We start from the raw sequence: 26,394 nt of genomic DNA, 5'->3' as shown, positions 1-26,394 counted from the left end.
TTCTTAAAACTATATTTTTAGGTAGTCTTATGCTCCCTTTTCTCCAGTATTGTGGAAAGAAGGTAAAGTCATTATTACTGAAGATAACAGGTACGAATCATGTTCTCGGGCATCAGCTTTGGGCAAAAGATTTTCCACCGTTTTCAGAAGTTATCCACACAAAATATCTTATCGTTGGTGGTGGGATTTCCGGGCTTTCGGCATGTCGCTTTTTTAACCTGAATAACGAAAATGATTACCTTCTCCTGGAAATGGAAAACCATCTGGGAGGAAATTCTTCAAACGGACAAAATTCATTTTCTAAATTTCCTTTAGGTGCGCATTACCTGCCTTTACCCAATAAAGAGAACATAGAAATCATAGAATTTCTTAAAGAATGCGGAATCTGTCTTGGAAGTGATGAGAACGGGGAACCTATTCTTGATGAATACCAAATGACTTTTCCACAACAGGAAAGACTGTTCTATAAAAATTTCTGGCAAAACGATATTGTTCCTCAAAGAGGTATTTCCCCCGAAACACAGCAAGAGCTCAGCCGCTTTTTTAAGCTGATGGATGAACTGCGTGTAAAGAAAGATGCACAGGGGAAATATTGGTTTGCTATCCCGGTACATGATTCAAGCAGAGATGATGAGGCTGTAAACCTTGAAAAGCTCATTTTCAAAGACTGGCTCAAAGAAAATAATTATCACTCCGAAGAACTTCTCTGGCTGTTAGACTATTCCTGCAGAGACGATTTCGGATTAGGAATAGAGTATGTCTCGGCATGGGCTGGAATTCATTATTTCGCCGGAAGAAAAAATAACTGGAGCACCCAATACAAAGATCAGGTATTTACATGGCCGGAAGGCAATGCAAGGCTGGCAAAACATTTCTCAAAATATACTGAGGGAAAGCATTTGTCCGGTAATCTTGTCTTTGAGGTAAAACTCAATGATAAAGTTGAGGTACTGAGTTTTGACAATACGCAAAAGAAAACCCAAAAGATCATTGCTGATAAAGTACTGTTTGCATCGCCTCAGTTTGTCAATGAAAGAATTTTAAATCATAAAAAGGCATCGTCATTCAATTATGTACCCTGGCTTTTAACAACCATTACTTTGAAGAATGAATTCGGAGGAGATGAAGAGTTGGCCTGGGATAACGTAATCTACGGATCTTCCGGATTGGGGTATATCTTTGACCAGCATCAGAATCTTAACCAGATTATGGGTGAAAAAGTAATTACCCACTATAAGAGTTTTTCAACTGGAGATTGCAGAAAAGCAAGGAAAAAGCTGTATGCCATGAAAGACGCTGAACTGAAAGATTTAGTTTTAAATGATCTGAAGAAAGCACACCCTCTGATAGAAGATTTTATTCTGGAAATGCAGTTTCATAAAATAGGACATGCTATGATAGCGCCGGTTCCTAACCAGATTTTTGGAGAAGAAACCCGGAAAGCAAAAGAACCTATTGAAGATAAAATTTTCTTTGCTCATTCTGATCTTTCAGGAATATCTATTTTTGAAGAAGCCTTTTATCAGGGAATCCGGACTGCGGGCCAAATGATATAAAATGATACGATGAAACAACCCTGGATACATAACGCAAAAACAGACTGGTGGTTTATTTTATCACCGCCTTTCGTGGTGGTGCTGATTATTTTTCTTTTTCAGAAACAGATTCAGGGGCTGGAAAACCATTATTCTTTTTACACATGGCTTTTTCTGATTGTTTTTGTGGATGTGGCACACGTATATTCCACCCTGTTCAAAACGTATTTTGTAAAAGGTGAAATTCAGAAAAATAAACTGCTTTATCTGGGAATTCCCTTTGTGAGCTGGATATTGGGAATTATTCTGTTTCAATTGGGAAGCCTGACATTCTGGTCAGTTCTTGCATTGGTCGCTGTTTTTCATTTTATACGCCAGCAATATGGTTTTATGAGAATCTACGCCCGCTTCGAACTAAATAACTGGAGTAAGAAAATAGATGAGGTGGCCGTTTATTCTGCTACCATTTATCCCATGCTGTATTGGTTTAAAACACCGCGTGCTTTTACATGGTTTGTCAGCAATGAGTTTGACTGGCTTAAAAATCTTCCGGATTATGTCCCTTTGATGACCATAGTATATTTCACCATTCTTACCATTTGGATTATCAAAACTGCTTTTGAAGTTTTTAAAACAAAAAATATTAATATTCCTAAAGCAGCATTGATTAGCGGAACTTTCCTTTCCTGGTATTTTGGGATTGTTTACTTTAACAATGATCTTCTTTTTACTTTTCTCAATGTCGTCTCCCACGGAATTCCTTATGTCGCATTGATCTATATCCGGGAAATCAAACAAAAAGAAAATCCCCAGCTGAACTGGATGTCTATTTTTAAATCCGCTTCAGGAATATTTTTGTTTGTAGGAGTTATTTTAGGTTTTGCCTTTTTGGAAGAACTTTTATGGGAAACTTTAGTGTGGAATGAACATTTTTCCCTCAATATAATGGTGTCAGAAAAATTATTTCAGTTTCTCATTCCATTGCTGGTCGTTCCACAACTTACTCATTATCTCCTGGATGGCTTTATTTGGAGAAAACCCAAAAAAGTTAGCTAACTTTGCGATAATCTTTAAAATCTAAAAATGAGACAATATTTTCTGGCATTAGCAATTTTTCTTGGAATTATTGTAGGAGCCCAGCAGAAAACGTTCTGTAATCCTATTAACATTGATTATGGTTATACTCCTTTCGAAGTTTTTTCAAAACAGGGAAAACACCGTGCTACAGCAGATCCGGTAATTGTTAATTTTAAGAATAAACTGTTTCTTTTTTCTACAAACCAGGAAGGATACTGGTATAGCGATGATATGCTGGACTGGAAATTTGTAAAAAGGAAATTCCTCAGAGATAATAAATATACCCATGATCTTAATGCTCCGGCTGTCTGGGCAATGAAAGATACTCTCTATGTCTATGGTTCCACATGGGAACAGGACTTTCCCATCTGGAAAAGTACAAACCCAACCAAAGATGACTGGAAAATTGCAGTGGATACGTTAAAAGTAGGAGCTTGGGATCCGGCATTTCATTATGATGAAGATAAAAATAAATTATACCTCTACTGGGGCTCAAGCAACGAATGGCCATTATTAGGAACAGAGGTAAAAGTGAAAAATCTTCAGTCTGAAGGTTTTGTAAAACCCATTCTTAAACTGAAACCTGAAGACCATGGCTGGGAACGTTTCGGGGAATACAATGACAATGTCTTTCTTCAGCCTTTTGTAGAAGGCGCCTGGATGACGAAGCATAACGGGAAATATTATATGCAGTATGGTGCTCCCGCAACAGAATTCAGTGGATATTCCGATGGAGTATACGTAAGTAAAAATCCTTTGGAAGGTTTCGAATACCAACAGCATAATCCATTTTCCTATAAACCGGGTGGTTTTGCCAGAGGAGCAGGCCATGGAGCTACTTTTGAAGACAATTATAAAAACTGGTGGCATATTTCGACCATCTTTATTTCCACCAAAAATAATTTTGAAAGAAGGCTGGGAATCTGGCCGGCAGGTTTTGATAAAGACGATGTAATGTACTGTAATACGGCTTATGGAGATTATCCAACTTATCTTCCACAGTATGCTCAGGGAAAAGATTTTACAAAAGGTCTTTTTGCCGGATGGATGCTGCTGAATTATAATAAACCGGTGCAGGTTTCATCTACTTTAGGAGGATATCAGTCCAATTATGCTGTGGATGAAGATATCAAGACCTATTGGAGTGCTAAAACAGGAAATTCAGGAGAATGGTTCCAGACTGATCTTGGGGAAGTTTCTACTATTAATGCCATTCAGATCAATTATGCAGATCAGGATGCAGAGTTTATGGGGAAAACTTTGGGAAAAATGCATCAGTATAAAATCTATGGATCTAATGACGGGAAGAAATGGAATGTGATTGTGGATAAAAGCAGGAATACGAAAGATGTTCCGCACGACTATGTTGAATTGGAGCAACCCGCAAAAGCCCGTTTCCTTAAAATGGAAAACATGAAAATGCCTACCGGGAAATTTGCATTAAGCGGTTTTAGAGTATTTGGAAAAGGAGCCGGAAAGCAGCCTGCCAAAGTAGAGGGTTTCGTACCTTTAAGAGCCGATCCTAAAAAATATGGGGAAAGAAGAAGTATCTGGATGAAATGGCAGCAGAATCCTGAAGCAGACGGCTATGTAATCTATTTTGGAAAGACGCCGGATAAATTGTACGGGAGCATTATGGTCTACGGAAAGAATGAATATTTCTTCACGGGTGCAGACAGAACGGATGCTTACTATTTCCAGATTGAAGCTTTCAATGCGAATGGTGTTTCAGAAAGAACAGCTGTGGCAAAATCTGAATAAATCAATTTAAAAGATAAAAAAATGACACGTTTTGAAATATCAGAACGTGTTATTTTTTGCCTGCTTTTTTAAGAAAAGTTTCAATTTTATCTATAAGAAATTGATCATTGGGCTGTTTATCCCAATCCAGATGTCCGCCATTGAATTGATAAGATTCATGGATAACTTGATTTTTATTTAAAGTTGAATCTAAGATCTTTTCTTGAGTAGAAGGAATCACGCGATCCGAATTGCCGTAATAAGATAGAGTAGGAGGAGAATTTTCATTTATCCATTTAACAGGACTGGCAAAATCTATTCTGGATATTCCAAGTCCTGATACACGAGGATCTACCAATCTTCTTTCCACAAAAGAATATTCCTGATAATTTTTGAAGCCTGGATCGGAAAGGTCAGCAGGGCCAACAATATTAACAACTGCTTTTATCCTTTTATCTGTGTCGAATTTATAAGCATATAGCATGGATAAATGTCCTCCGGCACTGTTTCCTAATAATATTAATTTAGGGTTGTACCTGAGTTTCTTTTCTAAGAAAGCGGAAACCTCTTTAATATCATTCATTTGATTAGGCAGTCCATAATTGGTTTCTGAAACCAGTCTGTAGTTCATATTAACAAAAACATAATCAGGAAACTTCTGCATTAGAGAAAGGGTGAAGAAGGTGAGCTGTGATTTATTTCCACTACGCCAGCCTCCACCATGAATAATAATGAACACCTCTTTTTTACCCTGAGATTTTTTGGCGGGAATATAGAGGTCCATAATCTGTTCCGGGCTGTTTCCATAATGAATATTTTCCTCTTTATCAAAGTGGATATCTTGGCCCAGTTCTATCTTCTTTTCTTTACAGCCATTCCATGTAAAAAGTAAGACTAGGCAAATCAAAATAATAGGTACATCTTTTTTCATAACTATTAAATATAAAAAATCCGCTGAAAAGAATCAGCGGATACTGTAAGAATAATTGAATATGAAGAAAGAAATTTCTTTTTATCTTGTTCTGCTTTTGATAGCATCTGAAGCCCCTTCGATGTCTCTTACCTTTTTCACTTTCTGATTTCCGAAATTATAGGTAAGGCTTACTGTTAAACTTCTGTTGTAACGGTTTTGATGGATATAATTGTAATTTCCGTTTTCCTGAAAGTCTTCAATTTTAACGATATTGGTATTAAGAACATCATTTACATTTACTGCAAAAGTCCAGTCGTTCCACATTTTCTTAAGGCTGAGGTCTAAACTCATTAAATTTTTCAAAGAACCAAGCTCAATCTGCTGCTTGTCTACAAAGAAGTAATTAAGTCCGAAGAACCATGTTTTCTTTTTATCAAGACGGATGGTATTGTTGGTCTGGATCAGAAGACTGGTAGAATTGGTTTTATTGGTATAGGTAATAAATTTTCCTTCAGGTCCTTTATCATCTTTGAAGCGGTCTCCGGTAGTAGGATCAGTATCAAGACTCCCATTGTTAATATTATGCTGTACCCCAATATTAAAGTTGGTTGTCCAGTATTGTTTGAAAAACGATTTCTGAATACCTACCATTGCGGACATTTCCTGCTTATTCCCAAAATTGGTTCTGATATACCTTAAAGCAGGATTTTCTCCTATTTTGCCTTCAGGTGATACAGGATAGCCCTGCAGTGGAACCTGTGTGATCGCATCCTGAATATAAGAATGGTTTAAAATCAGGAAATATGAATTTTTGTACATATAAGTAAGCTCCTGATTATAGGTGGAAGAAGCCTTTACAAATGGGTCATTCTGAGTATAATTATCATCTGTCAGGATGTTTCTTACCGGATTAAGTTCCCAGAAACTTGGTCTTCTCATTCTGCTAGAGAAGGAATAAGAGATATTGTTTTTATCATTAATGGCATAATTCAGGCTTAGATAGGGAAGAAGGTTTTTGTAATTTCTTTCAATTCTTCTAAGAGCTTCTGTGGGAGCGTTGTCAGAAGTTCCCAAACTGTTTGTAATCTCGTATCGGGCTCCTACTTTTCCAGAAAGTTTGTCGGAAATTTTTTTCTCAACGGTAATATACATTCCGTAGATATTTTCATCATAGATAAAATGGTTAGGTCTTGAATCCGGATCTTTTACGGGATTAAAAGAATAAGTAGTGTTTTTAGAATCGTTATCTGTTTTGGTTTTGTTGTAATTTCCGCCTATAGATACAGTCAGATCATTTTTAAACTTTTGATTATAATCCACCATTCCTGAGAAGTTATTAATGATCTGTGGAAGGTCCTGAATAACTTGTCTTGTTCTTGTCCCTACAACTCTGTCAATATCCGAAGCGAAGGTTTGGTTATCTGTGAACTGAAATCTTCTGTAGTTAAGATAAGCTGCATTTACATTCAGTTTACTGCCTAATGAATCTGTTTTTAATTCATAATTTAAATTCACAGAATTGTTATAAGATCGCGCATCTTCTTTGTTTTTGGACCATGTATATTCTGGTTCTTTTGCGTTTTCTTTTTTTATGGTATTAAACAAGGCTACCGTTGAATTATAACTTTTATTAGCCCAGGTATTCCATGATAAAGCCAGATTGCTTTTGTCGTTCAGCTGGTAATCAATATTCAGATAGCCCCCGATGTTTTTATTCGGATCATTAATATCTCCCGTAGATTCGTTAGAAGTCTTGGCTGTTCCGTTTCTTAATGTGTAAGTTTGTGCCTCAATATTTTCACCACCACTAAGACTGGCGCTTACTCCCAGTTTGTTTTTTCTGTAGTTGGCTGAGAAGCTTGCCTGGCTCCCGTTATATTTATTGGTAGTATTAGACATTCTCATGTTTCCGTTGAGGCCATCACTCATTTTTTTCTTTAAAACGATATTGATAATCCCATCAGATGATTCTACCTGATACTCACTTCCGGGTACTGTAATTACTTCAATTTTCTGGATGTTTTCAGCCGGAGTATTTTTCAGAAACTGAGCCAGAGACTCAGAATCCATATTGCTTTTTCTTCCGTTGATATAGATCAGAGCATTATTTTTTCCTGCAATTTTCAATGTTTTATCATCTGTGGAAGATAATAACGGAGTCTGTTTAAGGAGATCAAAAGTGGTATTTCCTTTGGCTACAGGAGATGCTGCTACATCATATACAAAACGGTCACTTTGCTTTTTAAAAACCTGTTTTGTGATGGTAACTCCTTCTATATTTTTTGTTTTTGCCGTATCAGATTTCTTTTCCTGAGCAAATGCGCAAGTACCAAATACGATGGCCATTGACAAAATTATACGTTTCATGTTGTTTTTATTTAAGAATGGATTTAGTGGGATACGTTGTATAGATTAGGTTCTTGATTTTACAGCATCATTCGCAGATTTCATTTCCCTTGCTTTTTTCAGTTTCTGATTTCCGAAATTGTAGGTAACACCGATGCTCATGAGCCTTGGATAATTGAAGTTGGTGATATTATTAAACTTTCCGTTAGGCTGTACTCCTCTTACTCTGTAGAAGCTTTGATTAAATAAGTCACTCACTTCCGCTACAATCGTCCAGTCCCCTGCAATTTTTTTTAGACTGAAATCAAAGCTTTGTCTGGCGCCTATCATACCTCCTTCCATTGCGGTCTGGGTTGCAAAGAAGTAATTAACTCCTAAGAACCAGTCTTTTTTAGATGAAAGCCTGATGACGTTATTGATCGTTGCAGACATATTGTAGTTTTTTACATCAATGATATAAGGATCCAGTGACTCGGATTCGTACTGACCCAGTTGAGAAGTTGGATCTTCCCATACTCCGCCTTTGTAGGTAACATAGCCTAAATTGACAGAATAGTTGGTTGTCCATATGTCTTTGAACCATGATTTGTTCATTCCCAGCGTAAGAGCGAGCTCTCTGTTTTTACCGTAATTGGTTCTTATATATCTTAAAAATCTTGTTGTTTTCATGATCATTTTTCCGTCTGGGCCATAGACTATATTTCCATTTTTATCCCTTTCTGGAGTGGTTAAAGTTCCCTGTAACGGAAGCATGTCCGAAGCAGATGCATCTTCCACCATATTAAAGCTAAGATTGGCATAGAATGCATTTTTGTACATATAGTTCAGCTCCTGATTATAAAATTTTGAAGCAAGAACAAATGGATTGTTCTGTGTATAATTCGTAGGAGTGAAGTAGGTTCTGGACGGGTTGAGTTCCCAAAATCTTGGTCTTCGGATTCTGCTTGAGAAAGTATAACTCAGATTATGATCAGAATTGATGGCATAATTTAAATTCAGATAAGGTAAAAGATTGTTGTAGTTTCTTTCGAATCCTGTTTTTTCCAGAATCTCTCCGGTACTTCTGGTCATCTCGTAGCGGGCTCCTATTTTTCCGGATATTTTTTCAGTCAGTTTACGTTCATAGTTCAGGTAAATACCCAGTATATTTTCTTTATAAATGAAGTGATTGGTTTGTTTAGGATCTATCACAAAATCACCACCTATTAATTTGTCTTGTTTGGTATCATTATCCGTGTTCGTATGATTGTAGCTGATTCCCATTAACCATGTTGAAACCTTTGCTGTTTTTTTCAGATAATCTATATTGGCAGCGTAGTTGTTAATGATTTGTGGTACAGCCTGATGTAATGCGGAGTATTTGTTGATCGTGTCATTTGTTAAAGGAAAACTTTCATTGAAACTTACTTTATCCCTGTTGAACCATAAATAAGAAACGTTTGAGGTAAGCTTACTTCCCAGAGAATCTGTTTTCATCTCATAATTCAAATTGAAAGAATGATTTCTGGTTTGCGCATCTTCATTATTGACCGTTCTGTTATTTAAAACGCCGTTTTGCCAGTTCGTAATATCCAGTACAGAATTGAAACTTTTATTATATCTCATGTTGTAAGAGAATCCAAGACTGTGTTTTTTATTGATCTCATAATCAACATTGAAGCCTCCTCCAAAATTTTTATTGGGATCATCATTAAATCCAAAAGATTCATTTTTGAAAGTAGAATCTCCGTTTGACAACGTATATCTCTGTCTGTCTGTCCAGCTTCCCATTCTGAAATTAGAATTCCCAGACCATTTTCCTTGTCTGAAATTAAATGAAGCTCCAGCATTGGGATTATTGTAATAAGCTTGCTCATTCTGCATTTTCAACGTTCCGTTGTACCCGTTGTTCTTGCTTTTTTTCATTACAATATTGATTACCCCTTCCTTAGACTCAACCTGGAATTCGCTTCCCGGCACTGTAATCACCTCAATTTTCTGGATATCCTCAGATGGAGTAGACTTCAGCATTTCAATCAATGCCTCAGCATCCATATTGGTTTTCTTATTGTTGATATAGATGATCGCATCATTTTTTCCCAGGATCTTCAACGTTTTTCCATCAATACTGGAAATCATCGGAGTTTGTTTTAAAAGAGTAAAGGTGTTTGTTCCTTTGGCAATAGATGAAGAAGCTACATCATATACCAAACGGTCTCCTTGTTTTTTGAAAACCTGCTTCTTGATATTCACTGCATCAATAGCATTTACTTTCGTACTGTCTTTTTTCTGCTGGGCAGTGATAAGTCCACCGAAAAATAGTGCTGCAATAAGAATTTGAGTCTTCATGATTATTCTTTTTTAATTAATAGCTTGTATGGTTAGTTATTTAACATTGCAAAGATATATAATAAATCTAGTATCATGCAATACAAAGTACTTAAAAATATTTTTGAATAATTATAATTAATTGATTATCAGTTAATAAAAATTACATTAAAAATATTGCTTGCTTAACCTTTCTGTATAATAAGACAAATAACTGATGTTAATTGTTACATCAAACCAAAAAATTAATGAAGATTTTTTTTTTTAAAATGAAGAAAAATAATAAAATAGGTAGGTGATGGTATTTTATTATTAATTTAGTGAAAACTAAAAATTAATGCCATATGAGAAAATTTTACCTTTTATTTTTATTCTTTATCTTGTTATTTTCATGTAAAAGTGAATCTTTCGTAGAAATAGATGAAAACCCATCAGATTCTCCCTCTAATTATAATTTTGGGAATACAGCACAAAAGAATTTTCAGGGTCTCGTTCTTGATACAAGCGGAAATCCGGTTTCCGGAGCAACAGTTACCATTGGAGCTAATACGGCAACAACTAACCTTAAAGGCCTTTTTACCTTGAAGAATGCTTCGGTAAAAGAAAATTTTGCCCATGTAAAAGTAACAAAAGCAGGCTTTGTAAATGCATCACGGGTTTTAGTTCCTACCAACGGAATAAATAGAGTGAATATCATGATGATTCCTGTAACCACAACAGCTACAATTGCCACAGGCTCTATCTCTACCGTTTCATTACCTAACGGAACTAAAGTAAAATTCGATGGAAGTTTTAAAGATGCTAACGGGAATACCTATTCAGGAAATGTGAGCGTGGGAGTTTTTCACCTGGCACCATCCAATCCATATCTTAATGAATTAATGCCGGGATCTTTTTTGGCAACCAACTCAGCAGGAAATGCCAGAGTGATGGAAACTTTTGGGATGCTCCATGTACAATTAACAGGAAGTTCCGGGCAGAATCTTCAGATTGCAAACGGCCATAACGCAGAAATTACTGTTCCGGTAGATGCTGCACAAACGTCCAGCTCACCAGACACAATACCATTATGGTCCTATAATGAAGAAACCGGAATGTGGAAAGAAGAAGGCTCTGCAACAAAGATGGGAAATACCTATGTAGGAACAGTAAGTCATTTTTCCTGGTGGAATTGTGATGCACAGTTTCCACAGGCAACCTTGAAAGTAACAATAAAAAATGCAGCAGGGCAGGTTTTGCCCAATGTTAAGGTAGCTTTAATGAGAATTTCCCAAGCATATGAAACTTACGGGATGACAGATAATGCAGGAATGGTCTATGGAATTGTTCCGGCAGGTGAGGTTCTTAGCTTAAAAGTTTATGATGTTTGTAACAATGTAATTTATGCATCAAACGTAGGCCCTTTTCCAACCGGAGTCATAACGACTATTTCAGATATTGTTGTAAACCCTTCTGCATCTACCAACTATACCATTCAGGGAGTACTGAAAACATGTGCCAATGCCAATGTGAGTGATGGTTATGTAGAATTGAAACCAACAGTAAGTACAAATTATTTCCAGTATATGTCAGTCCCGGTAGATAATAACGGAGGTTTTATATTCAATACTTATTCATGTATAGCAAATCCACAGTTTAGATATGAAGGATTTGATAACGTTAATTTATTGAGTACCAATGATGTTACTTTCACGGCTACATCTACGACAGTAAATTTGGGGAATATCATGGCTTGTAATTCTGTGAATGAATTTATAAATTATAAAATTGATAATCAGTCTGTTGTTAATTTGTCAGGACCGTTCAATGCGCAATGGACAGGGCTTACTTCTACATCACCTAATCTGCCAGCTAAACAATTAAGAATAATTTCTATAAATCCAATTGGGCCCACTTTCTTTATGACCCAAAACAATATGACGGGAGTGGCAGCAAGTTTTACTTCCTATTACGGGTTTGAATTTTCTGGAGGTTCTATTACATCAAATAATGGAAATTTGGTTGTCGATATAACTTCTTTTGGAGCTTTAGGAGACTACATTGATTTTACCGTTAATGGAACATACACCGATAATTCAGGAAATCATACCTTCACAGCAACAGGGCATGTGAAACGGGATTTCTAATCATCGTAGTAAAAATAAAAAGGACCGAAAAGGTCCTTTTTTTATGTAATATATCTATTATTTATTCTCTGTCGAATCGGGCTAGCTTTTTATCTACCCAAACCGTTGCAAAAGGGAAGAATGCAGATAATAAAGCAAAAACAAAATCTTCATCATCCCAATTATAAATTTTTCTTGCCGGAAGGCAGAGCAAAAGATAAAGAGTGAAAAATAATCCGTGTAAACTGCCAATAACGCTGATGAAGATAATAGAATATAAATTTTCATCATATCGTATCCAGATCATCGCAACACCATACAGTAAAAGACATGAAATGGCTTCTGCAAGACAAATCTGTTTAAACCATTTGATAATTTTTTCCTGAGAATATTTTGAGAAAAGTTTTTCGATGAAGTCCATTTCTTGAGTTATGAGGTGAGAGTTAAAAGGTAAGAGTCTTTCTCCGGCTTTCAGTTTTTAGCCTCTCATTTCTGATTTGCAAAATTACTTATAAAAACTGCTACCATCCAAATATTCAAAAACTTCAGGTGGAAGCATAGGTCTTACATTTTTACCATCCCTGACCATATTACGGATTTCTGTAGCGGAAAGTTCTATTACCGGAGCCTTGATGAGAGAGATATTTTCATGCTGTAAATAGTCAGAATCTTTTTTCTCTCCTTCAAATACTCTCGGATAAACAATGATATGATGATTTTTGATCAGCGTATCAGAATTTTTCCATTTGTGAAGGCCTTTCAGATTATCTTCTCCCATAATCAGACTGAAAGAATAATCAGGATATTTTTCATGAAGATAAGTAAGGGTATCTATAGTATAACTAGGCTTAGGAAGGGAGAACTCAACATTTGAAGCTCTCATATTGGGGTAATTCTTTACGGCAAGCTGTACCATATCAAGTCTGTTATGGTCATTCAGTAAAGATTTTTTGTCTTTAAACGGATTTTGTGGACTTACCACAAACCAAAGCTCATCCATATCAGAATTTTCCAGAATATAATTGGCCAGAATAAGATGCCCGATATGAATAGGATTGAATGATCCGAAAAATAAACCGATTTTTTTCATTTTTTGTTAGGGAGTAGGTAGCTGATAATAGGTGATAGTACTTTAAAATATAAACAAGGAAATCAAGTTTTTAGGTTGACAGAGTTTCCTGTTGATTCTGATTTTGCCTGCAACCTAAATCCTGCAACCTCAGTTACTCTCTGAATTTTACATCTTTGATATTGAGATAATGGGTCACATTGCCTTTCCAGTGATTTTCTTCCAGGGTAAAAGCAAGATCGAAATTTTTATTTTTAAAATCCTCAACAAACTGTCCCAGTTTGAATCCTACACATTCAATATTTCGTCCCGTAGATTCCTGTCTGATATAAAATTTCAGGTGATTATTATCTTTTCCCATTGTTTTTACATACCCGGAAAGCTTCTGGTCCGTTAATGTAAAAATAGGTTTCATATTATGAGGTCCAAAGGGTGCCAGCTTTCTGTGGAAATTGATAAACTCTCTGTTGATCTCATCAACTTTAATTTCCGTGTCAATAGTAATAGATGGTTCTTTTTGATGCTCTTTGATTTTTTCAGAAACAATTCTTTCAAATTTTTCCTTGAAAGCATCAAACTTATCTTTCTCCATCGAAAGTCCGGCGGCAGCATGATGACCTCCGAATTTAAGAAAATATTCAGAACACATATCCAGCGCTTCATGTACATCAAAATCAGAAACAGATCTTGCTGAAGCTACCATTTCCCCATTATTACCATCGGTAAATACAAGAGTTGGTTTGTAATACGTTTCAATAAGTCTGGAGGCTACAATACCAATTACTCCTTTATTCCATTCAGGATGATAAACGATGGTGGTATGTTTGGTCTCTTGCTGGGATTCTATAATCTGATTCAGGGCTGAAAGTGTGGAATTCATATCCAGTTCACGCCTTTCATCGTTAAGGTTCATGATATCATTTACAATCTGATTCGCATGTTTCAGATTGTCGGAAACCATAAGTTCTACGGCTGCTTTACCATGAGAAATTCGTCCTGCAGCATTAATTTTAGGAGCTATTTCAAAAACAATATTGGAAATTTCAAAATGAGAAAGCTTATCCTCAGGGATCAATAATCTTAAACCAAGATTTCTGGTTTTTCTGAGGGTTTTTAATCCCATTTTAGCCAAAACTCTGTTTTCTCCTGTCATGGAAACAATATCTGCGGCAATTGAGATGGCCAACAGGTCTGTCAGTTCAAATAACTCTGCATCCGGTAATTTATAGATTGTATTAAGTCCCTGGCAAAGTTTAAAACCAACACCACATCCTGAAAGTTCTTTGAAAGGATATCGGCAGTCACTTCTTTTAGGGTCAAGTACAGCGGCTGCATTGGGAATCTCTTCGCCCGGAAGGTGATGGTCACAAATAATAAAATCAATATCCAGATTACTGGCATAGTTGATCATATCAATTGCCTTAATTCCACAGTCGAGAGCAATGATTAATGAAAAACCATTTTCTTTGGCGAAATCAATTCCTTCCGTGGAAATTCCATACCCTTCAGAATTTCTGTCCGGAATATAATAGTCCAGATATTTTTTCTCAACAATTTTGCTGAGGTATAGGTACATCAAGGCAACTGCTGTGGTTCCGTCCACATCATAGTCACCATATACCAATATTTTTTCACCATTTTCAATTGCAGTGGCAATACGCTCTACGGCTTTTTGCATGTCTGCCATTAAAAACGGATTGTGTATATCGTTAAGATTAGGTTTGAAGAATTCTCTGGCCTTTTGATAATTGTCAATTCCCCTAAGAACGAGGACTTTAGATTCAAAAGTACCAAAACCAAGTGACGAACTTAGTCTGTCCACAACTTCCTCATCGGGTTCAGGCTTGTAAATCCATTTTTGACTCATTTCACAAAAATAAGGAAAAAAAATAGCATTCTGTGAAGAACTGAAACGAAGTTTTGACTTAATAATTGTTAAAAAAAAGCTACCTTCGTGCTCCAAATTTTAAATGACTATGAAAAAAATTACTCTATGCCTTCTTTTAGTGGGGGCTGCGTATTCGATCAACGCACAGAAAATTAACCTCGGAAAAGCTGCCGGAATGGTTTCAAATAGTGCAAAAGCCTTAACATTTACCAACGAAGATGCGATCAAATTATCCAAAGAATCTGTAGATTGGATGGATAAAAATAACCCTGTAGCAGGACCAAAAGATCCATACACTGTGAGACTGAACAAATTGTTTGGAAAACACAAATCTCAGGACGGTCTGAACTTAAACTATAAAGTCTATAAAGTGAAAGATATCAATGCATTTGCCTGTGCAGACGGAAGCGTACGTGTATTCTCTTCATTAATGGATATCATGACTGATAATGAATTACTCGCTGTAATCGGACACGAAATAGGTCACGTAAAAAATCAGGATACCAAAGATGCGATGAAATCAGCTTACCTGAAGGCTGCTGCTTTAGATGCCGCATCATCAGCTTCTTCTGCTGTAGCTACTCTTAATGAAACTCAGGTAGGAAAGATGGCCAATGCATTTTTAGATGCTTCCCACAGTAAAAAACAGGAGTCGGAAGCAGATACTTACTCTTATGATTTTATGAAAGCGAATAAATATGATGTAGTAGGAGCTTATACGGCATTCAAAAAGCTAGCTTTACTTTCAGAAGGAAGTACACAAACGAATTTTGAGAAAATGTTCAATTCTCACCCGGATAGTAATAAAAGGGCAGAGGCTGTTAAAAAGAAAGCTGAAAAAGAAGGGTTATGGAAAGATCCGGGAACGGTTTCTTTACCTACAGCAAAATTGACGAAATAATTATTTTATTTATTGTTTAAACAAAAATACCTCAAAGCACAGCTTTGAGGTATTTTTATATAGATTTTAATGTTGTTCGGATTAAGAATACATTTTTTCTCTTAATTCTTTTACCTTTTTATCAGCAAGGTATTCGTCATACGTCATTTCTCTGTCGATGATTCCTGCAGGAGTCAGTTCAATGATTCTGTTACAGACTGTTGAGAGCATTTCGTGGTCATGAGATGCCAGTAAAAGATTTCCTTTGAAGTTGGATAAAGAGTTGTTCAAAGTGGTGATACTTTCAAGGTCTAAGTGGTTGGTTGGTTCATCCAGTAAAAGAACGTTAGCTTTCTGAAGCATCATTCTACTGAACATACATCTCATTTTTTCACCTCCTGAAAGTACTTTACATGATTTTAAAGCCTCGTCACCTGAGAAAAGCATTCTTCCCAAAAATCCTCTTACGAATTCTTCGTGGCGCTCTTCGTCATTTTTTGTAAACTGTCTTAACCAGTCCACTAAACTTAGGTCTTCCTGGAAGAAATTGGTGTTGTCCAAAGGCATGTGAGACTGATTGGTAGTAACTCCCCAAGCAACAGTTCCTTTGTCAGCCTGAACATTTCCGGCTAGAATCTCAAAAAATTCTGTAATTGCTAAAGAGTTTTTAGAAAGTACAGCTACTTTATCTCCTTTTTTAAGGTTTAAATCAATATTAGAGAATAGTAATTCTCCATCTTTTGTTTTCTCAAGACCTTTTACATCTAGAATCTGATCCCCGGCCTCTCTTTCCATTTCGAAAATAATGGCAGGATATCTTCTTGAAGATGGTTTGATATCGTCAATATTTAATTTGTCGATCATTTTCTTTCTTGCAGTAGCCTGTTTTGCCTTAGCAACGTTAGAACTGAATCTGGCGATGAAATCCTGAAGTTCTTTTTTCTTCTCTTCAGCTTTCTTGTTTGCCTGAGCTCTTTGTCTTGTTGCCAGCTGAGATGCCTGATACCAGAAAGAGTAGTTCCCTGTATAAAGGTTAAGCTTAGAATAATCAAGGTCACCAATGTGTGTACAAACCGTATCTAAGAAGTGACGGTCGTGAGATACAACAATTACTGTGTTTTCATAGTCTGCAAGGAAATCCTCCAACCATGAGATGGTATCAATGTCAAGGTCATTGGTAGGCTCGTCCAGAATCAATACATCAGGATTTCCGAAAAGTGCCTGAGCCAAAAGAACCTTTACTTTGTCTTTGTTCTCGAGTTCACCCATCAGCTGCCAGTGCATATCATCAGTGATTCCTACGTTAGAAAGCATCGTCTGAGCATCAGATTCTGCTGTCCATCCTCCCATTTCATCATAAACTACACCTAGTTCACCGGCTTTAATACCGTCTTCGTCAGAGAAATCTTCTTTTGCGTATAACGCATCCATTTCCTCTTTTATCTCAAATAATTTCTTATTACCTCTTAAGACCGCTTCAAGAACAGTAAACTGATCATAAGCAAAGTGATCCTGCTCCAAAACTGACATTCTTTTCCCTGGTTCCAGAGATACGTGTCCTGTTGTAGGATCCTGCTTTCCTGTTAATATTTTCAGGAATGTAGACTTTCCCGCACCGTTTGCTCCGATGATTCCGTAGCAGTTTCCTTTGGTAAACATAATATTTACCTCGTCAAAAAGAATTCTTTTCCCGAATTGTAAAGATAAGTTAGATACTGTTAACATATAGTTTTGTAAATTTGGCGCAAAAATACGAAAAGAATTTGGGTATTTTGTAATATTATAATAGTCAAGTTTTTAAATGTATGGTATTTTTTATATATTTCATTAACGAAATTTTAAAATGATGAAGATTGAGAAAACAGTTAACATATTAAACAAAAGAGCCCGCTTTGAGTATGAAATTCTTGAAGAATACGAAGCCGGAATGGTTTTGACGGGTACAGAAATAAAATCTTTACGTTCATCCAAAGCATCTATAACAGAATCGTTCTGTCAGTTTATTGATGGGGAATTGTACATCATCAACATGATGATTGATGAGTATAAATTAGGAACTTTTTACAATCATAAAACAAAAAGGGAACGGAAATTGCTCTTGCACAAAAAAGAATTACAAAAACTTGAAAAAAAGTTAAAGGATGCTGGGAACACCATAGTACCTTTAAAATTATATATCACTGAAAGAGGGAAAGCGAAGGTGCTGATAGCGCTTGGTAGAGGGAAAAAGCTTTTCGATAAAAGGGAAGCAATAAAAGATAGAGAAAATAAACGGAACCTCGACAGAATATTAAAGAAAAGTTAAAAATCATTTGAAAAACTTTGTATATAAAGAAAAATTATATTTATTTTGCATTATCAATTATTTAATCATTTAATTCTATGAAAAATCTAAAATTAGGAATTTCAGCATTGGCGCTTACTGTTGCCTCTACTGTTTTCGCACAGACTACCAACAATCCGTGGTTAATCGGAGTTGGTGCTCATGCTGAAAACCATGTAGCAGCAAGAGGTAACTTCAGTAATACGTTCTCTGCTAACAATTTGACAAAAAGTATGTTCAATGTGAACAACTTTTCTATTACACCTCCACTATCTAAGTTAACAGTTGCTAGAAACGTTGGTAAAGGTTTAGTAATTGACTGGCAAACTTCTGTTGGAAATGTTGAAAACAAAAGATTCAACATGGGGAAAGAATTTTTCCTAATGACAGGTCTTGGTTTCCAGGCTCACGCTGCAGGTCTTTTATGGAACGAAGAATCTTGGTTTGATCCATATTTAAGAGTTGGTGCTAACTACTTAAGACATGACTATACAGCTCTTACTTTCCCTAGAACATCTGTTGATGCTAACGGTAACGCAATCGAAACTGTAACTAACGGTAAGGATGGTAATGAAAACGGTAAAGCTAACCACTTTACTGTAGCTACAGGTGCTGGTGCTAACTTCTGGGTAACTAAAAACTTCGGTCTTGGTGTACAAGGAGATTACGTATCAACTCCAGGTGACAAATCTACTGTTGCTAACTTTTGGCAAGCTTCTGCTTCTATCTTATTCAGATTTGGAAACAGAGACAGAGATAAGGATGGTATCCTAGATAAAGATGACCTTTGTCCAGATACTCCAGGTTTACCAGAATTCCAAGGATGTCCTGATACTGACGGTGACGGAGTTCCAGATAAAGACGATCAATGTCCAGAAGTGGCAGGTCCAGTTGAAAACAACGGATGCCCTTGGCCAGATACTGACGGTGATGGTGTAATCGACAAAGATGACGCTTGTCCTACAGTAGCAGGTCCTGCTGAAAACAATGGTTGTCCTTGGCCAGATACAGACGGTGACGGTATCCTAGATAAAGATGATGCTTGTCCTACTGTTCCAGGTCTTCCAGAATACAACGGATGTCCTAAACCAAAAGAAGTAACAGCTACTGATGTTGAGAAAAACCTTAAGAGTGTATACTTCGATTTCAACAAAGCTACAATCAAGCCTGAATCTAAAGGAGCTTTAGATACTGCTTCTGAAATCATTAAGAAAGATGGTGGTAGATTCCTATTAGTTGGTGAAACTGACAAAAAAGGAAGTGATGCTTACAACTTGAAATTATCTAAAGAAAGAGCTGCTTCTGTAGTTGCTGCTTTAGATGCAAGAGGTGTAGATATCAACGCATTAAAATCAGTTGGTATTGGAGAGCAAAATGCTAAAGTTGCAGAATCTGCTTCTGATGCTGAAAGACAAGCTGATAGAAAAGTAACTGTTAGATACATTGGTGATGACAGCGAATGGAACAAATATCAGAAATCTGATGTTGTTGCTCCAGCGAAAAAAGCTACTAAAAAAGCTACTAAAAAAGCTCCAGCTAAGAAAAAAGCTGCTGCTAAAAAGAAAAAATAATTAATTTTTCTAAATAATGAATACCTCCAATTTGATTGGAGGTATTTTTTTTTTGTTGACTTTTGAGTAATTTTGTTGGAAATTTAAAAATTAAAATGGGAAGAGCATTTGAATATAGAAAAGCGTCTAAAATGGCCAGATGGGATAAAATGGCCAAAACATTCTCTAAAATAGGAAAGGATATTGCACTGGCTGTAAAAGCTGGTGGAACAGATCCGGAATCCAATCCGGCCCTGAGAAGATGTATCCAGAATGCGAAAGGAGCAAACATGCCTAAGGATAATGTAGAACGTGCAATTAAGAAAGCTAGCGGTGCTGATGCTGAGAACTATGAAGAAATCACATATGAAGGTTACGGACAAGGTGGTGTTGCTTTTTTTGTAGAATGTACTACAAACAATACAACAAGAACGGTTGCCAACGTAAGAGCTGTTTTCAATAAGTTTGATGGTAACCTTGGGAAAAATGGTGAACTGGCATTTATCTTCGACAGAAAAGGAATTTTCACAATTGATTTGGCTCAGATCAAAATGGATTGGGATGATTTTGAAATGGAAATGATTGATGGCGGTGCTGAAGACGTAGAAAAAGACGAAGAGGAAGTAATGATTACAACTGCTTTTGAAGATTTCGGTTTGCTATCTCACAAGTTAGATGATCTGGGGATTGAAGCAAAAAGTGCAGAACTTCAAAGAATTCCAAACAATACAAAAGAAGTTAATGCAGAACAGTTCAAAGCTAATATGAAAATGCTTGAACGTTTCGAAGAGGATGACGACGTGCAAAACGTTTACCACAACATGGAAATCACAGAAGAGCTGATGAACTCTTTATAAAAAATAATATAGCATTCATATACAGTTAATTTTCAATTAGTTTCTTTGTACAAAACTATGAAAAGAAACGTTGAATTAGTTGTTATATCGGATGTTCATTTGGGAACTTATGGATGTAAGGCTAAAGAATTGTTGAGATATCTCAATTCCATCCAGCCTAAAACTTTAGTTTTAAACGGTGATATTATTGATATCTGGCAGTTTAAAAAGTCTTACTTCCCTAAACCTCATTTGAAAGTAATCAGAAAGATTCTTTCATTGGCTACCAAGAACACAGATGTCTATTACATTACAGGCAATCACGATGAAATGTTCCGTAAGTTCACAGATTTTGAATTGGGAAAGCTGAAAGTCTGTAATAAGATCTGTCTGAATATTGATCAGAAAAAGACCTGGATATTTCATGGAGATGTTTTCGATGCATCCGTCCAGCATTCAAAATGGATCGCCAAACTTGGCGGAAAAGGCTATGACCTTTTAATTGTTATCAATAATGTTGTAAATTGGTTCTTAGAAAAAATGGGTAAAGAGAAATACTCGTTTTCGAAAAAGATCAAAAACAATGTGAAAAAAGCAGTAAAATATATCGGTGATTTCGAACTGACCGCTTCTGAGCTGGCTATTGACAATCACTATGATTATGTGGTGTGTGGCCATATCCACCAGCCACAGATTCGTGAGGTTGTTAATAAAAAAGGATCCTGCACTTATCTGAATTCAGGTGACTGGATTGAAAATCTCTCCGCTTTAGAATACCATGATAAAGAATGGAAGATTTTTTATTATGATGAGCATAAACATTTACTGAAAGATGATGAAGCAGAAGACATTCCTGAAATGGATAATTCTGCGCTTTTAAAAATTGTAACCAACTTTTCCTAAATGAAGATTTTGTATGCATTCCAGGGTACTGGAAACGGACATGTAGCCAGAGCTCAGGAAATTATTCCTCTTCTCAAAAAATATGCATCTGTTGATACCCTGATCAGTGGACACCAATCGCAATTAAAGGCTGATTTCGACATTAATTACCAATACAGGGGTATTTCACTTCTTTATAACAAAACAGGCGGTTTATCCTACCGAAAAACGTTCACGGAAAATAAATTCCTTGAAGCTGCCAAAACAATCAGAGAACTGGAACTCTCCCGATATGATTTAATAATTAATGATTATGAGCCTTTGACAGGTTGGGCTGCCAAGCTGAAAAAGCTCCCGATGATAGAGCTTAGCCATCAGGCTTCCATGAGTTTTGCGGAAACACCCAAGCCAAAGGAAAAGGATTTTCTGGGTGAAATGATCTTAAAATACTACGTTCCCAGTGAAAGGAAAATCGGGTTTCATTTTGAAAACTATCATCCACAGATTAAAAAACCTGTGATCAGAAGAAAAATAAGAAATCTTAATCCTTATAAACAGGGATATTATCTTGTTTACCTTCCCAGTTTTGCAGATGAAAATATCATTAAGGTTTTAAGAAAGATTCCTGTGGAGTGGAAAGTATTTTCAAAATACAGCAAGGTACAGGTAAAAGTAAAAAATGTAGAAGTATTTCCTATAGATGAAAGCCAGTATCTGAAATATTTCGAAGGATGCGAGGGAATATTATGTAACGCAGGTTTTGAAACTCCGGCAGAAGCACTGTTTATGGATAAAAAACTATTTGTGATTCCTATCCACAATCAATATGAACAGGAATGTAATGCATGTGCTCTGGACAAAATGGGGATTCCCAATTCCAAGGTTTTAGATCTTCAGGAAATTATGGAGTGGGTAGCTTCTGACCATCATCTAAAAGTGGATTATCAGGATGATATTGAAGATATCTTGCTCAATGAAGTTTTAATTCTTTAAAAATATATCGTCCACATCACTCATTCTCATCATTACGGATCTTGCGTAAGAACAGTGAGGATATACTTTCCAGTTGTTTTCTCTGGCAAATCTGATGGCTTCTTCTACTAAAAATTTTCCCATTCCTCTTCCTTCAAATTCCGGATGTACAAGTACAAAAGAAATAATGAATTTATGGTCTTCAGGAAAAATGGTATAGGTAAGCCTACCAACTTCTTTTATTTCGTTATTTAAAGTAAGAACTCCGCCGTTTCCGGATTTATTGTTTTCAAATTTCATAATTCTGAACTTTAGGATTAAAGATACAAAAATTGCACCGACCTTTGCACAATCAACAATCAACAATCAACAATCAACAATCAACAATCAACAATCAATGGTCAATTTATAATACTATCAATTCTCGATTGACAATTCACTTGCGAAGCAAAATTCACGATTGACCGGACTAATTATCTTTCCCCGTATAATAGTTATAATCCTTAATAATAACATTAATAAACTGTCTTTCCGTCATTTTAGTGGCGTCTACTTCCAGTTTCAGAATGCTTTTGATTTTATCAGACAGTTTACTGATGATCTGGCGGTCATCAACTTTTAAGGCTTTTGTATAGTTATCTTTGATGATCCTCATATCATTATCACTCAAAGCAATTACCTGTGGGAAAGAAGGGATATAATTTTCATGGATATTCTCCAGGATGGTATGGGAGATATTGATATTGTTTTTTAGAGAAATAACAGCTGTTCCGGAAGCAATGTCACCCAAACGCTGGTTGTTTTTAGAAACAATCATAGAAATAAGTCCTACTACTCCGGCAAATGAAACATCTACAATTCTGAAAACCCAACGGATCATATAATCCGCGAAACTGGCCTGGTAACCGTCAATCTTTACCACTTTGATTTTCATGAGTTTTTTACCGGGAGTCTGCCCTTCCATAAGGCTTTCCAGAACAAGAGGATAAATATAAATAGGGAAAGTAAGAATGAGATATACCGCTCGTATGGACCAGTCATCAAGACCATCTAACAAATATCCCAAATCGAAAATATTGAAGAACAAATACAGGATAATCACCACATAAGCAATCCTGATCAGAAGATCAATAATGAAGGCAAGCATCCTTTCTCCTACGCCTGCAATATTAAAATTAATATTTACATTTTGTGAGGTATTTATCGCAATTTGAGACATATTTTTTATTATTTTAGCCTTAACAATTATGAGAGAAGTTTATTTCATTAAACAAAATAAAGAAAAATGGTTGGGAATAGAACAGGTTATTCAAGGGAAAATTAAAAAAAATCCTGATGACCTGTCTTCATTGTATATAAACCTGATCAATGATCTTTCTTTTGCCCAGACTTATTATCCTAAAAGCAATACTACAGTTTATCTGAATCATTTATCTGCCCAGATTTTCCAGAAGATCTATAAAACAAAAAGGGTAGAGGAGAACAGGTTCATTTATTTTTTCAAAACTGAGGTCCCATTGCTGATGTATCAGTACCGGCGATATCTGATGTATGCGTTTCTTTTTTTCATATTATTTACTTCAATCGGAGTACTTTCTGCCATTTACGACAAAGACTTTGTGAATATTATTTTGGGGGAAGGATATGTGAACGAAACCATTGAAAATATTAAGAATAATAATGCTGTAGGGGTTTATCAGAGTGGAAGTACCTGGGGCAGTACAATCGGGATTATTTTCAATAATATTCAGGTAGGGGCAAAACTGTATATTTATGGAATTGCAGGAGGAGTAGGGACATTATTTGCGTTGCTTTCCAACAGTGTGATGCTGGGAGCTTTCCAATACTTTTTCTATGATTATGGAGCATTGAAAGATAGTGCAAGAGGAATATGGCTTCATGGAGTTTTTGAAATTTTTGCGATGGTAGTAGAAGCGATGTGCGGATTGATTCTGGGAGCTTCTATTTTATTTCCGAGAACATTTTCAAGATTCAACTCTTTTAAAAAAGGATTTAAAGATTCATTTAAAATATTTTTAAGTACAGTTCCTTTCACTATTTGTGCGGGGATCATAGAAGGTTATGTCACAAGACATGCACTGAAGATGCCTTTGTTTCTGAACATAATCATTATTTTTGGTTCACTGGCAATTATAGGATTCTACTATTTTGTATATCCGTCTGTTGTCTATAAAAAAACTAATAAGCACATCAATGATACAATTTTATAAAAAAAGAGATTTTGGAACTTTTATCAGTGACAGTTTCAATTTTTTCAAATTATACGGAAAGAATTACTTTAAAAACTATATCCTGATCAATGGCTTACTGTTGATTTTAATGATAACTGTTGTAGTATTTGGGTATAAAGAACTCTTTTCACAGATATTCGGATCTAATCTAGGCGGTGAGAGCTATTATTTTGAACAATATTTTTCAGAAAACTCCGGTATGCTGATTACCGTAGGGCTGCTTACCTTCCTGCTTTTCATGGTTCTGATGATCGTCAATTATCTGTATCCGGTCTTTTACTTAAAAAGAATTGCACAAGGTGCAGAAAAGATAAAAGCTGATGAAATTCTGGGTGACTTTAAGAATAATGCCGGAAGAATTGCGAAGCTGTGTCTGGGAATGATCTTTATCGTTACTCCGATCATATTGTTCGTCGTAGGATTTTCTTACATCCTTATTTTTATTATTATCGGATTGTTCCTGATAATGCTTCTTTATCCTACCATATTTAATTTCACTACATTTCTGATGTATGATTATTTTAATTCGGACAGAGGTTTCTGGGAAAGCCTGAGCTATGCTTTAAGATCACAGTTTTCTTACCCGAATGGCAGTGAAAAATCACCGTACTGGAAATATTGGGGTGCTGCATTTGTAATGTTTATTATTATTTACATTGTAACCTCAATCTTCACATTTATTCCGATGATGTTTTTTTACGGATCGCTCCTTACGACAACACCGGATGGAAACTTTGAACAAAATCCTTTTACCGGAACGGTCGGCATTTTGTTTTTTGTTTTCTACGGAATTTCAATGCTGCTTTCATTTTTCCTTTCAAATCTGATGTATGTGAATGCAGGATTAATGTATTACGACAGCAGAACAGATCTTCATCAGAAAGTAGAACTTGCAGAAATAGACACGATTGGAATCAATGAATAAAATTATTTTTTTATTACTGCTTTTTTTCTCTCTTGGGTTAGTTCGCGCTCAGGACGATAATCCTACTACTGATGATCTGGTAGATTCATTATATACAACCGGGCATTATAGAAACATGCTGCGTGCAGATTCTGTAATGATGAAATATCCGGTATCAGAAAATGAGGTGTATCCGAAAACATTCAAAGAAAATATTCCATCAAGATATAAAGGAAATGAGTTTGATTATTCAGTATCAAAACCTAGGGAATCTTTCTTTCAAAAGTTGATGCGAAAGCTTAATCAGATTATACAGGGAATTTTTGGTGAAACCACATTAACGAAGTCTGCAGAGTTTACAACGGTTCTTATTCGCCTGTTTGCCATTATTCTTGTAGGTTTTCTGCTTTACTTCATTATTAAATACATCATGGGAAGAGATGGGAATTTTATTTTTGGTAAAAAGAATAAAAAGCTGGATCTTAACGTTCAGGAACTCCATGAGAATATCCATGAAATCAATTTCCCTGAAAGTATTGCAAAATTTGAACATGCAGGAGATTACCGTTCAGCAGTCCGTTATCAGTTTCTGTTTATTCTTAAAAAACTGAGTGATAAAAAACTGATTAACTGGAATCCGGAAAAAACCAATAAGGATTATGCCACAGAGATAAAGGCTCCCCATCTGAAAAACGATTTCTCTAATCTGTCTTATATTTTTGATTATGTCTGGTATGGAGAATTCAGTATTGAAGAACAGAGCTACCAGAAATTTAAAAATCAGTATCAGGCATTTAAACCATAACAATAACAAC

General features: G+C 35.9%; 22 protein-coding genes. 13 read left to right on the top strand and 9 right to left on the bottom strand.

Annotated features, from left to right (window positions below):
* The first annotated feature begins 29 nt into the window (after window positions 1–29).
* From JOE44_RS14685 to JOE44_RS14675, 3 genes are read left to right on the top strand one after another with little or no spacing between them, the layout of a single operon-like run.
* Entirely contained in the window at window positions 30–1,556 is a 1,527-nt protein-coding gene (locus tag JOE44_RS14685) for an FAD/NAD(P)-binding protein (protein WP_245169789.1), read from the top strand.
* Between the two features lie 9 nt (window positions 1,557–1,565).
* On the top strand, window positions 1,566–2,591 hold the full coding sequence (locus JOE44_RS14680; protein WP_209786149.1) for a hypothetical protein: 1,026 nt from the start codon (window positions 1,566–1,568) through the stop codon (window positions 2,589–2,591).
* A gap of 27 nt (window positions 2,592–2,618) precedes the next feature.
* Window positions 2,619–4,373, top strand: coding sequence for a discoidin domain-containing protein (locus tag JOE44_RS14675; RefSeq protein ID WP_209786148.1), 1,755 nt, complete (start codon window positions 2,619–2,621; stop codon window positions 4,371–4,373).
* Window positions 4,374–4,422: 49 nt separating this feature from the next.
* Here the strand turns inward: JOE44_RS14675 and JOE44_RS14670 are convergent, their stop codons facing one another.
* The 3 genes from JOE44_RS14670 to JOE44_RS14660 form a co-directional block, all read right to left on the bottom strand.
* Complete coding sequence (locus JOE44_RS14670; protein ID WP_209786147.1) at window positions 4,423–5,283, bottom strand: alpha/beta hydrolase; 861 nt, start codon at window positions 5,281–5,283, stop codon at window positions 4,423–4,425.
* 81 nt (window positions 5,284–5,364) lie between these two features.
* Window positions 5,365–7,632, bottom strand: coding sequence for a TonB-dependent receptor (locus JOE44_RS14665; RefSeq protein ID WP_209786146.1), 2,268 nt, complete (start codon window positions 7,630–7,632; stop codon window positions 5,365–5,367).
* A 45-nt stretch (window positions 7,633–7,677) separates the two neighbouring features.
* The gene (locus JOE44_RS14660) at window positions 7,678–9,939 is read right to left on the bottom strand and encodes an outer membrane beta-barrel family protein (RefSeq protein WP_209786145.1); all 2,262 of its coding nucleotides are present in this window, start codon (window positions 9,937–9,939) and stop codon (window positions 7,678–7,680) included.
* A gap of 323 nt (window positions 9,940–10,262) precedes the next feature.
* Between JOE44_RS14660 and JOE44_RS14655 the strand changes: the two genes are divergently transcribed.
* On the top strand, window positions 10,263–12,044 hold the full coding sequence (locus tag JOE44_RS14655) for a carboxypeptidase-like regulatory domain-containing protein (RefSeq protein ID WP_209786144.1): 1,782 nt from the start codon (window positions 10,263–10,265) through the stop codon (window positions 12,042–12,044).
* A 61-nt stretch (window positions 12,045–12,105) separates the two neighbouring features.
* On the opposite strand, the gene JOE44_RS14650 is transcribed toward JOE44_RS14655, so the two are convergent.
* The 3 genes from JOE44_RS14650 to recJ form a co-directional block, all read right to left on the bottom strand.
* The gene (locus JOE44_RS14650) at window positions 12,106–12,444 is read right to left on the bottom strand and encodes a DUF3817 domain-containing protein (protein ID WP_079240268.1); all 339 of its coding nucleotides are present in this window, start codon (window positions 12,442–12,444) and stop codon (window positions 12,106–12,108) included.
* An 84-nt stretch (window positions 12,445–12,528) separates the two neighbouring features.
* Window positions 12,529–13,113, bottom strand: coding sequence for a nicotinate (nicotinamide) nucleotide adenylyltransferase (gene nadD, locus JOE44_RS14645; RefSeq protein WP_209786143.1), 585 nt, complete (start codon window positions 13,111–13,113; stop codon window positions 12,529–12,531).
* Window positions 13,114–13,246: 133 nt separating this feature from the next.
* A complete protein-coding gene (gene recJ, locus JOE44_RS14640; RefSeq protein WP_209786142.1) occupies window positions 13,247–14,959 on the bottom strand; it encodes a single-stranded-DNA-specific exonuclease RecJ in 1,713 nt (570 codons plus the stop codon).
* A gap of 109 nt (window positions 14,960–15,068) precedes the next feature.
* On the opposite strand from recJ, the gene JOE44_RS14635 reads away from it, so the two are divergent.
* Entirely contained in the window at window positions 15,069–15,881 is an 813-nt protein-coding gene (locus tag JOE44_RS14635; RefSeq protein ID WP_209786141.1) for a M48 family metalloprotease, read from the top strand.
* Between the two features lie 81 nt (window positions 15,882–15,962).
* Here the strand turns inward: JOE44_RS14635 and JOE44_RS14630 are convergent, their stop codons facing one another.
* Entirely contained in the window at window positions 15,963–17,585 is a 1,623-nt protein-coding gene (locus JOE44_RS14630; protein WP_209786140.1) for an ATP-binding cassette domain-containing protein, read from the bottom strand.
* A gap of 121 nt (window positions 17,586–17,706) precedes the next feature.
* On the opposite strand from JOE44_RS14630, the gene smpB reads away from it, so the two are divergent.
* The 5 genes from smpB to JOE44_RS14605 all read left to right on the top strand — a co-directional run bounded on the left by smpB (window position 17,707) and on the right by JOE44_RS14605 (window position 22,444).
* Entirely contained in the window at window positions 17,707–18,165 is a 459-nt protein-coding gene (smpB, locus tag JOE44_RS14625; protein ID WP_105683426.1) for an SsrA-binding protein SmpB, read from the top strand.
* 77 nt (window positions 18,166–18,242) lie between these two features.
* Window positions 18,243–19,754, top strand: a complete 1,512-nt coding sequence (locus JOE44_RS14620) for an OmpA family protein (protein WP_209786139.1) — start codon at window positions 18,243–18,245, stop codon at window positions 19,752–19,754.
* 95 nt (window positions 19,755–19,849) lie between these two features.
* Window positions 19,850–20,590 (top strand): YebC/PmpR family DNA-binding transcriptional regulator, encoded by a 741-nt coding sequence (locus JOE44_RS14615; protein WP_105683368.1) that lies wholly within the window; start codon window positions 19,850–19,852, stop codon window positions 20,588–20,590.
* 57 nt (window positions 20,591–20,647) lie between these two features.
* Window positions 20,648–21,472, top strand: a complete 825-nt coding sequence (locus JOE44_RS14610; RefSeq protein WP_209786138.1) for a UDP-2,3-diacylglucosamine diphosphatase — start codon at window positions 20,648–20,650, stop codon at window positions 21,470–21,472.
* Complete coding sequence (locus JOE44_RS14605) at window positions 21,473–22,444, top strand: glycosyltransferase family protein (protein ID WP_209786137.1); 972 nt, start codon at window positions 21,473–21,475, stop codon at window positions 22,442–22,444. It abuts the gene before it with no gap.
* Here JOE44_RS14605 and JOE44_RS14600 read toward each other — a convergent pair.
* Window positions 22,433–22,723, bottom strand: a complete 291-nt coding sequence (locus JOE44_RS14600) for a GNAT family N-acetyltransferase (RefSeq protein ID WP_105683371.1) — start codon at window positions 22,721–22,723, stop codon at window positions 22,433–22,435. The genes JOE44_RS14605 and JOE44_RS14600 overlap by 12 nt on opposite strands.
* 169 nt (window positions 22,724–22,892) lie before the next feature.
* The gene (locus JOE44_RS14595; protein WP_209786136.1) at window positions 22,893–23,642 is read right to left on the bottom strand and encodes an RDD family protein; all 750 of its coding nucleotides are present in this window, start codon (window positions 23,640–23,642) and stop codon (window positions 22,893–22,895) included.
* A gap of 28 nt (window positions 23,643–23,670) precedes the next feature.
* On the opposite strand from JOE44_RS14595, the gene JOE44_RS14590 reads away from it, so the two are divergent.
* The 3 genes from JOE44_RS14590 to JOE44_RS14580 are packed head-to-tail and all read left to right on the top strand — an operon-like array spanning window position 23,671 to window position 26,384.
* The gene (locus JOE44_RS14590; RefSeq protein ID WP_105683373.1) at window positions 23,671–24,654 is read left to right on the top strand and encodes a stage II sporulation protein M; all 984 of its coding nucleotides are present in this window, start codon (window positions 23,671–23,673) and stop codon (window positions 24,652–24,654) included.
* The gene (locus JOE44_RS14585) at window positions 24,638–25,600 is read left to right on the top strand and encodes a DUF4013 domain-containing protein (RefSeq protein WP_209786135.1); all 963 of its coding nucleotides are present in this window, start codon (window positions 24,638–24,640) and stop codon (window positions 25,598–25,600) included. Before JOE44_RS14590 ends, JOE44_RS14585 begins: the two co-directional genes overlap by 17 nt.
* A complete protein-coding gene (locus JOE44_RS14580) occupies window positions 25,593–26,384 on the top strand; it encodes a DUF4129 domain-containing protein (protein WP_209786134.1) in 792 nt (263 codons plus the stop codon). Before JOE44_RS14585 ends, JOE44_RS14580 begins: the two co-directional genes overlap by 8 nt.
* Window positions 26,385–26,394: the final 10 nt, after the last annotated feature.

The sequence above is a fragment of the Chryseobacterium sp. PvR013 genome, from assembly GCF_017833095.1.
Classification (GTDB): domain Bacteria; phylum Bacteroidota; class Bacteroidia; order Flavobacteriales; family Weeksellaceae; genus Chryseobacterium; species Chryseobacterium culicis_A.
The sequence above is the reverse complement of the archived record's forward strand: the minus strand, read 5'-3'. Positions and strand labels throughout refer to the sequence as shown.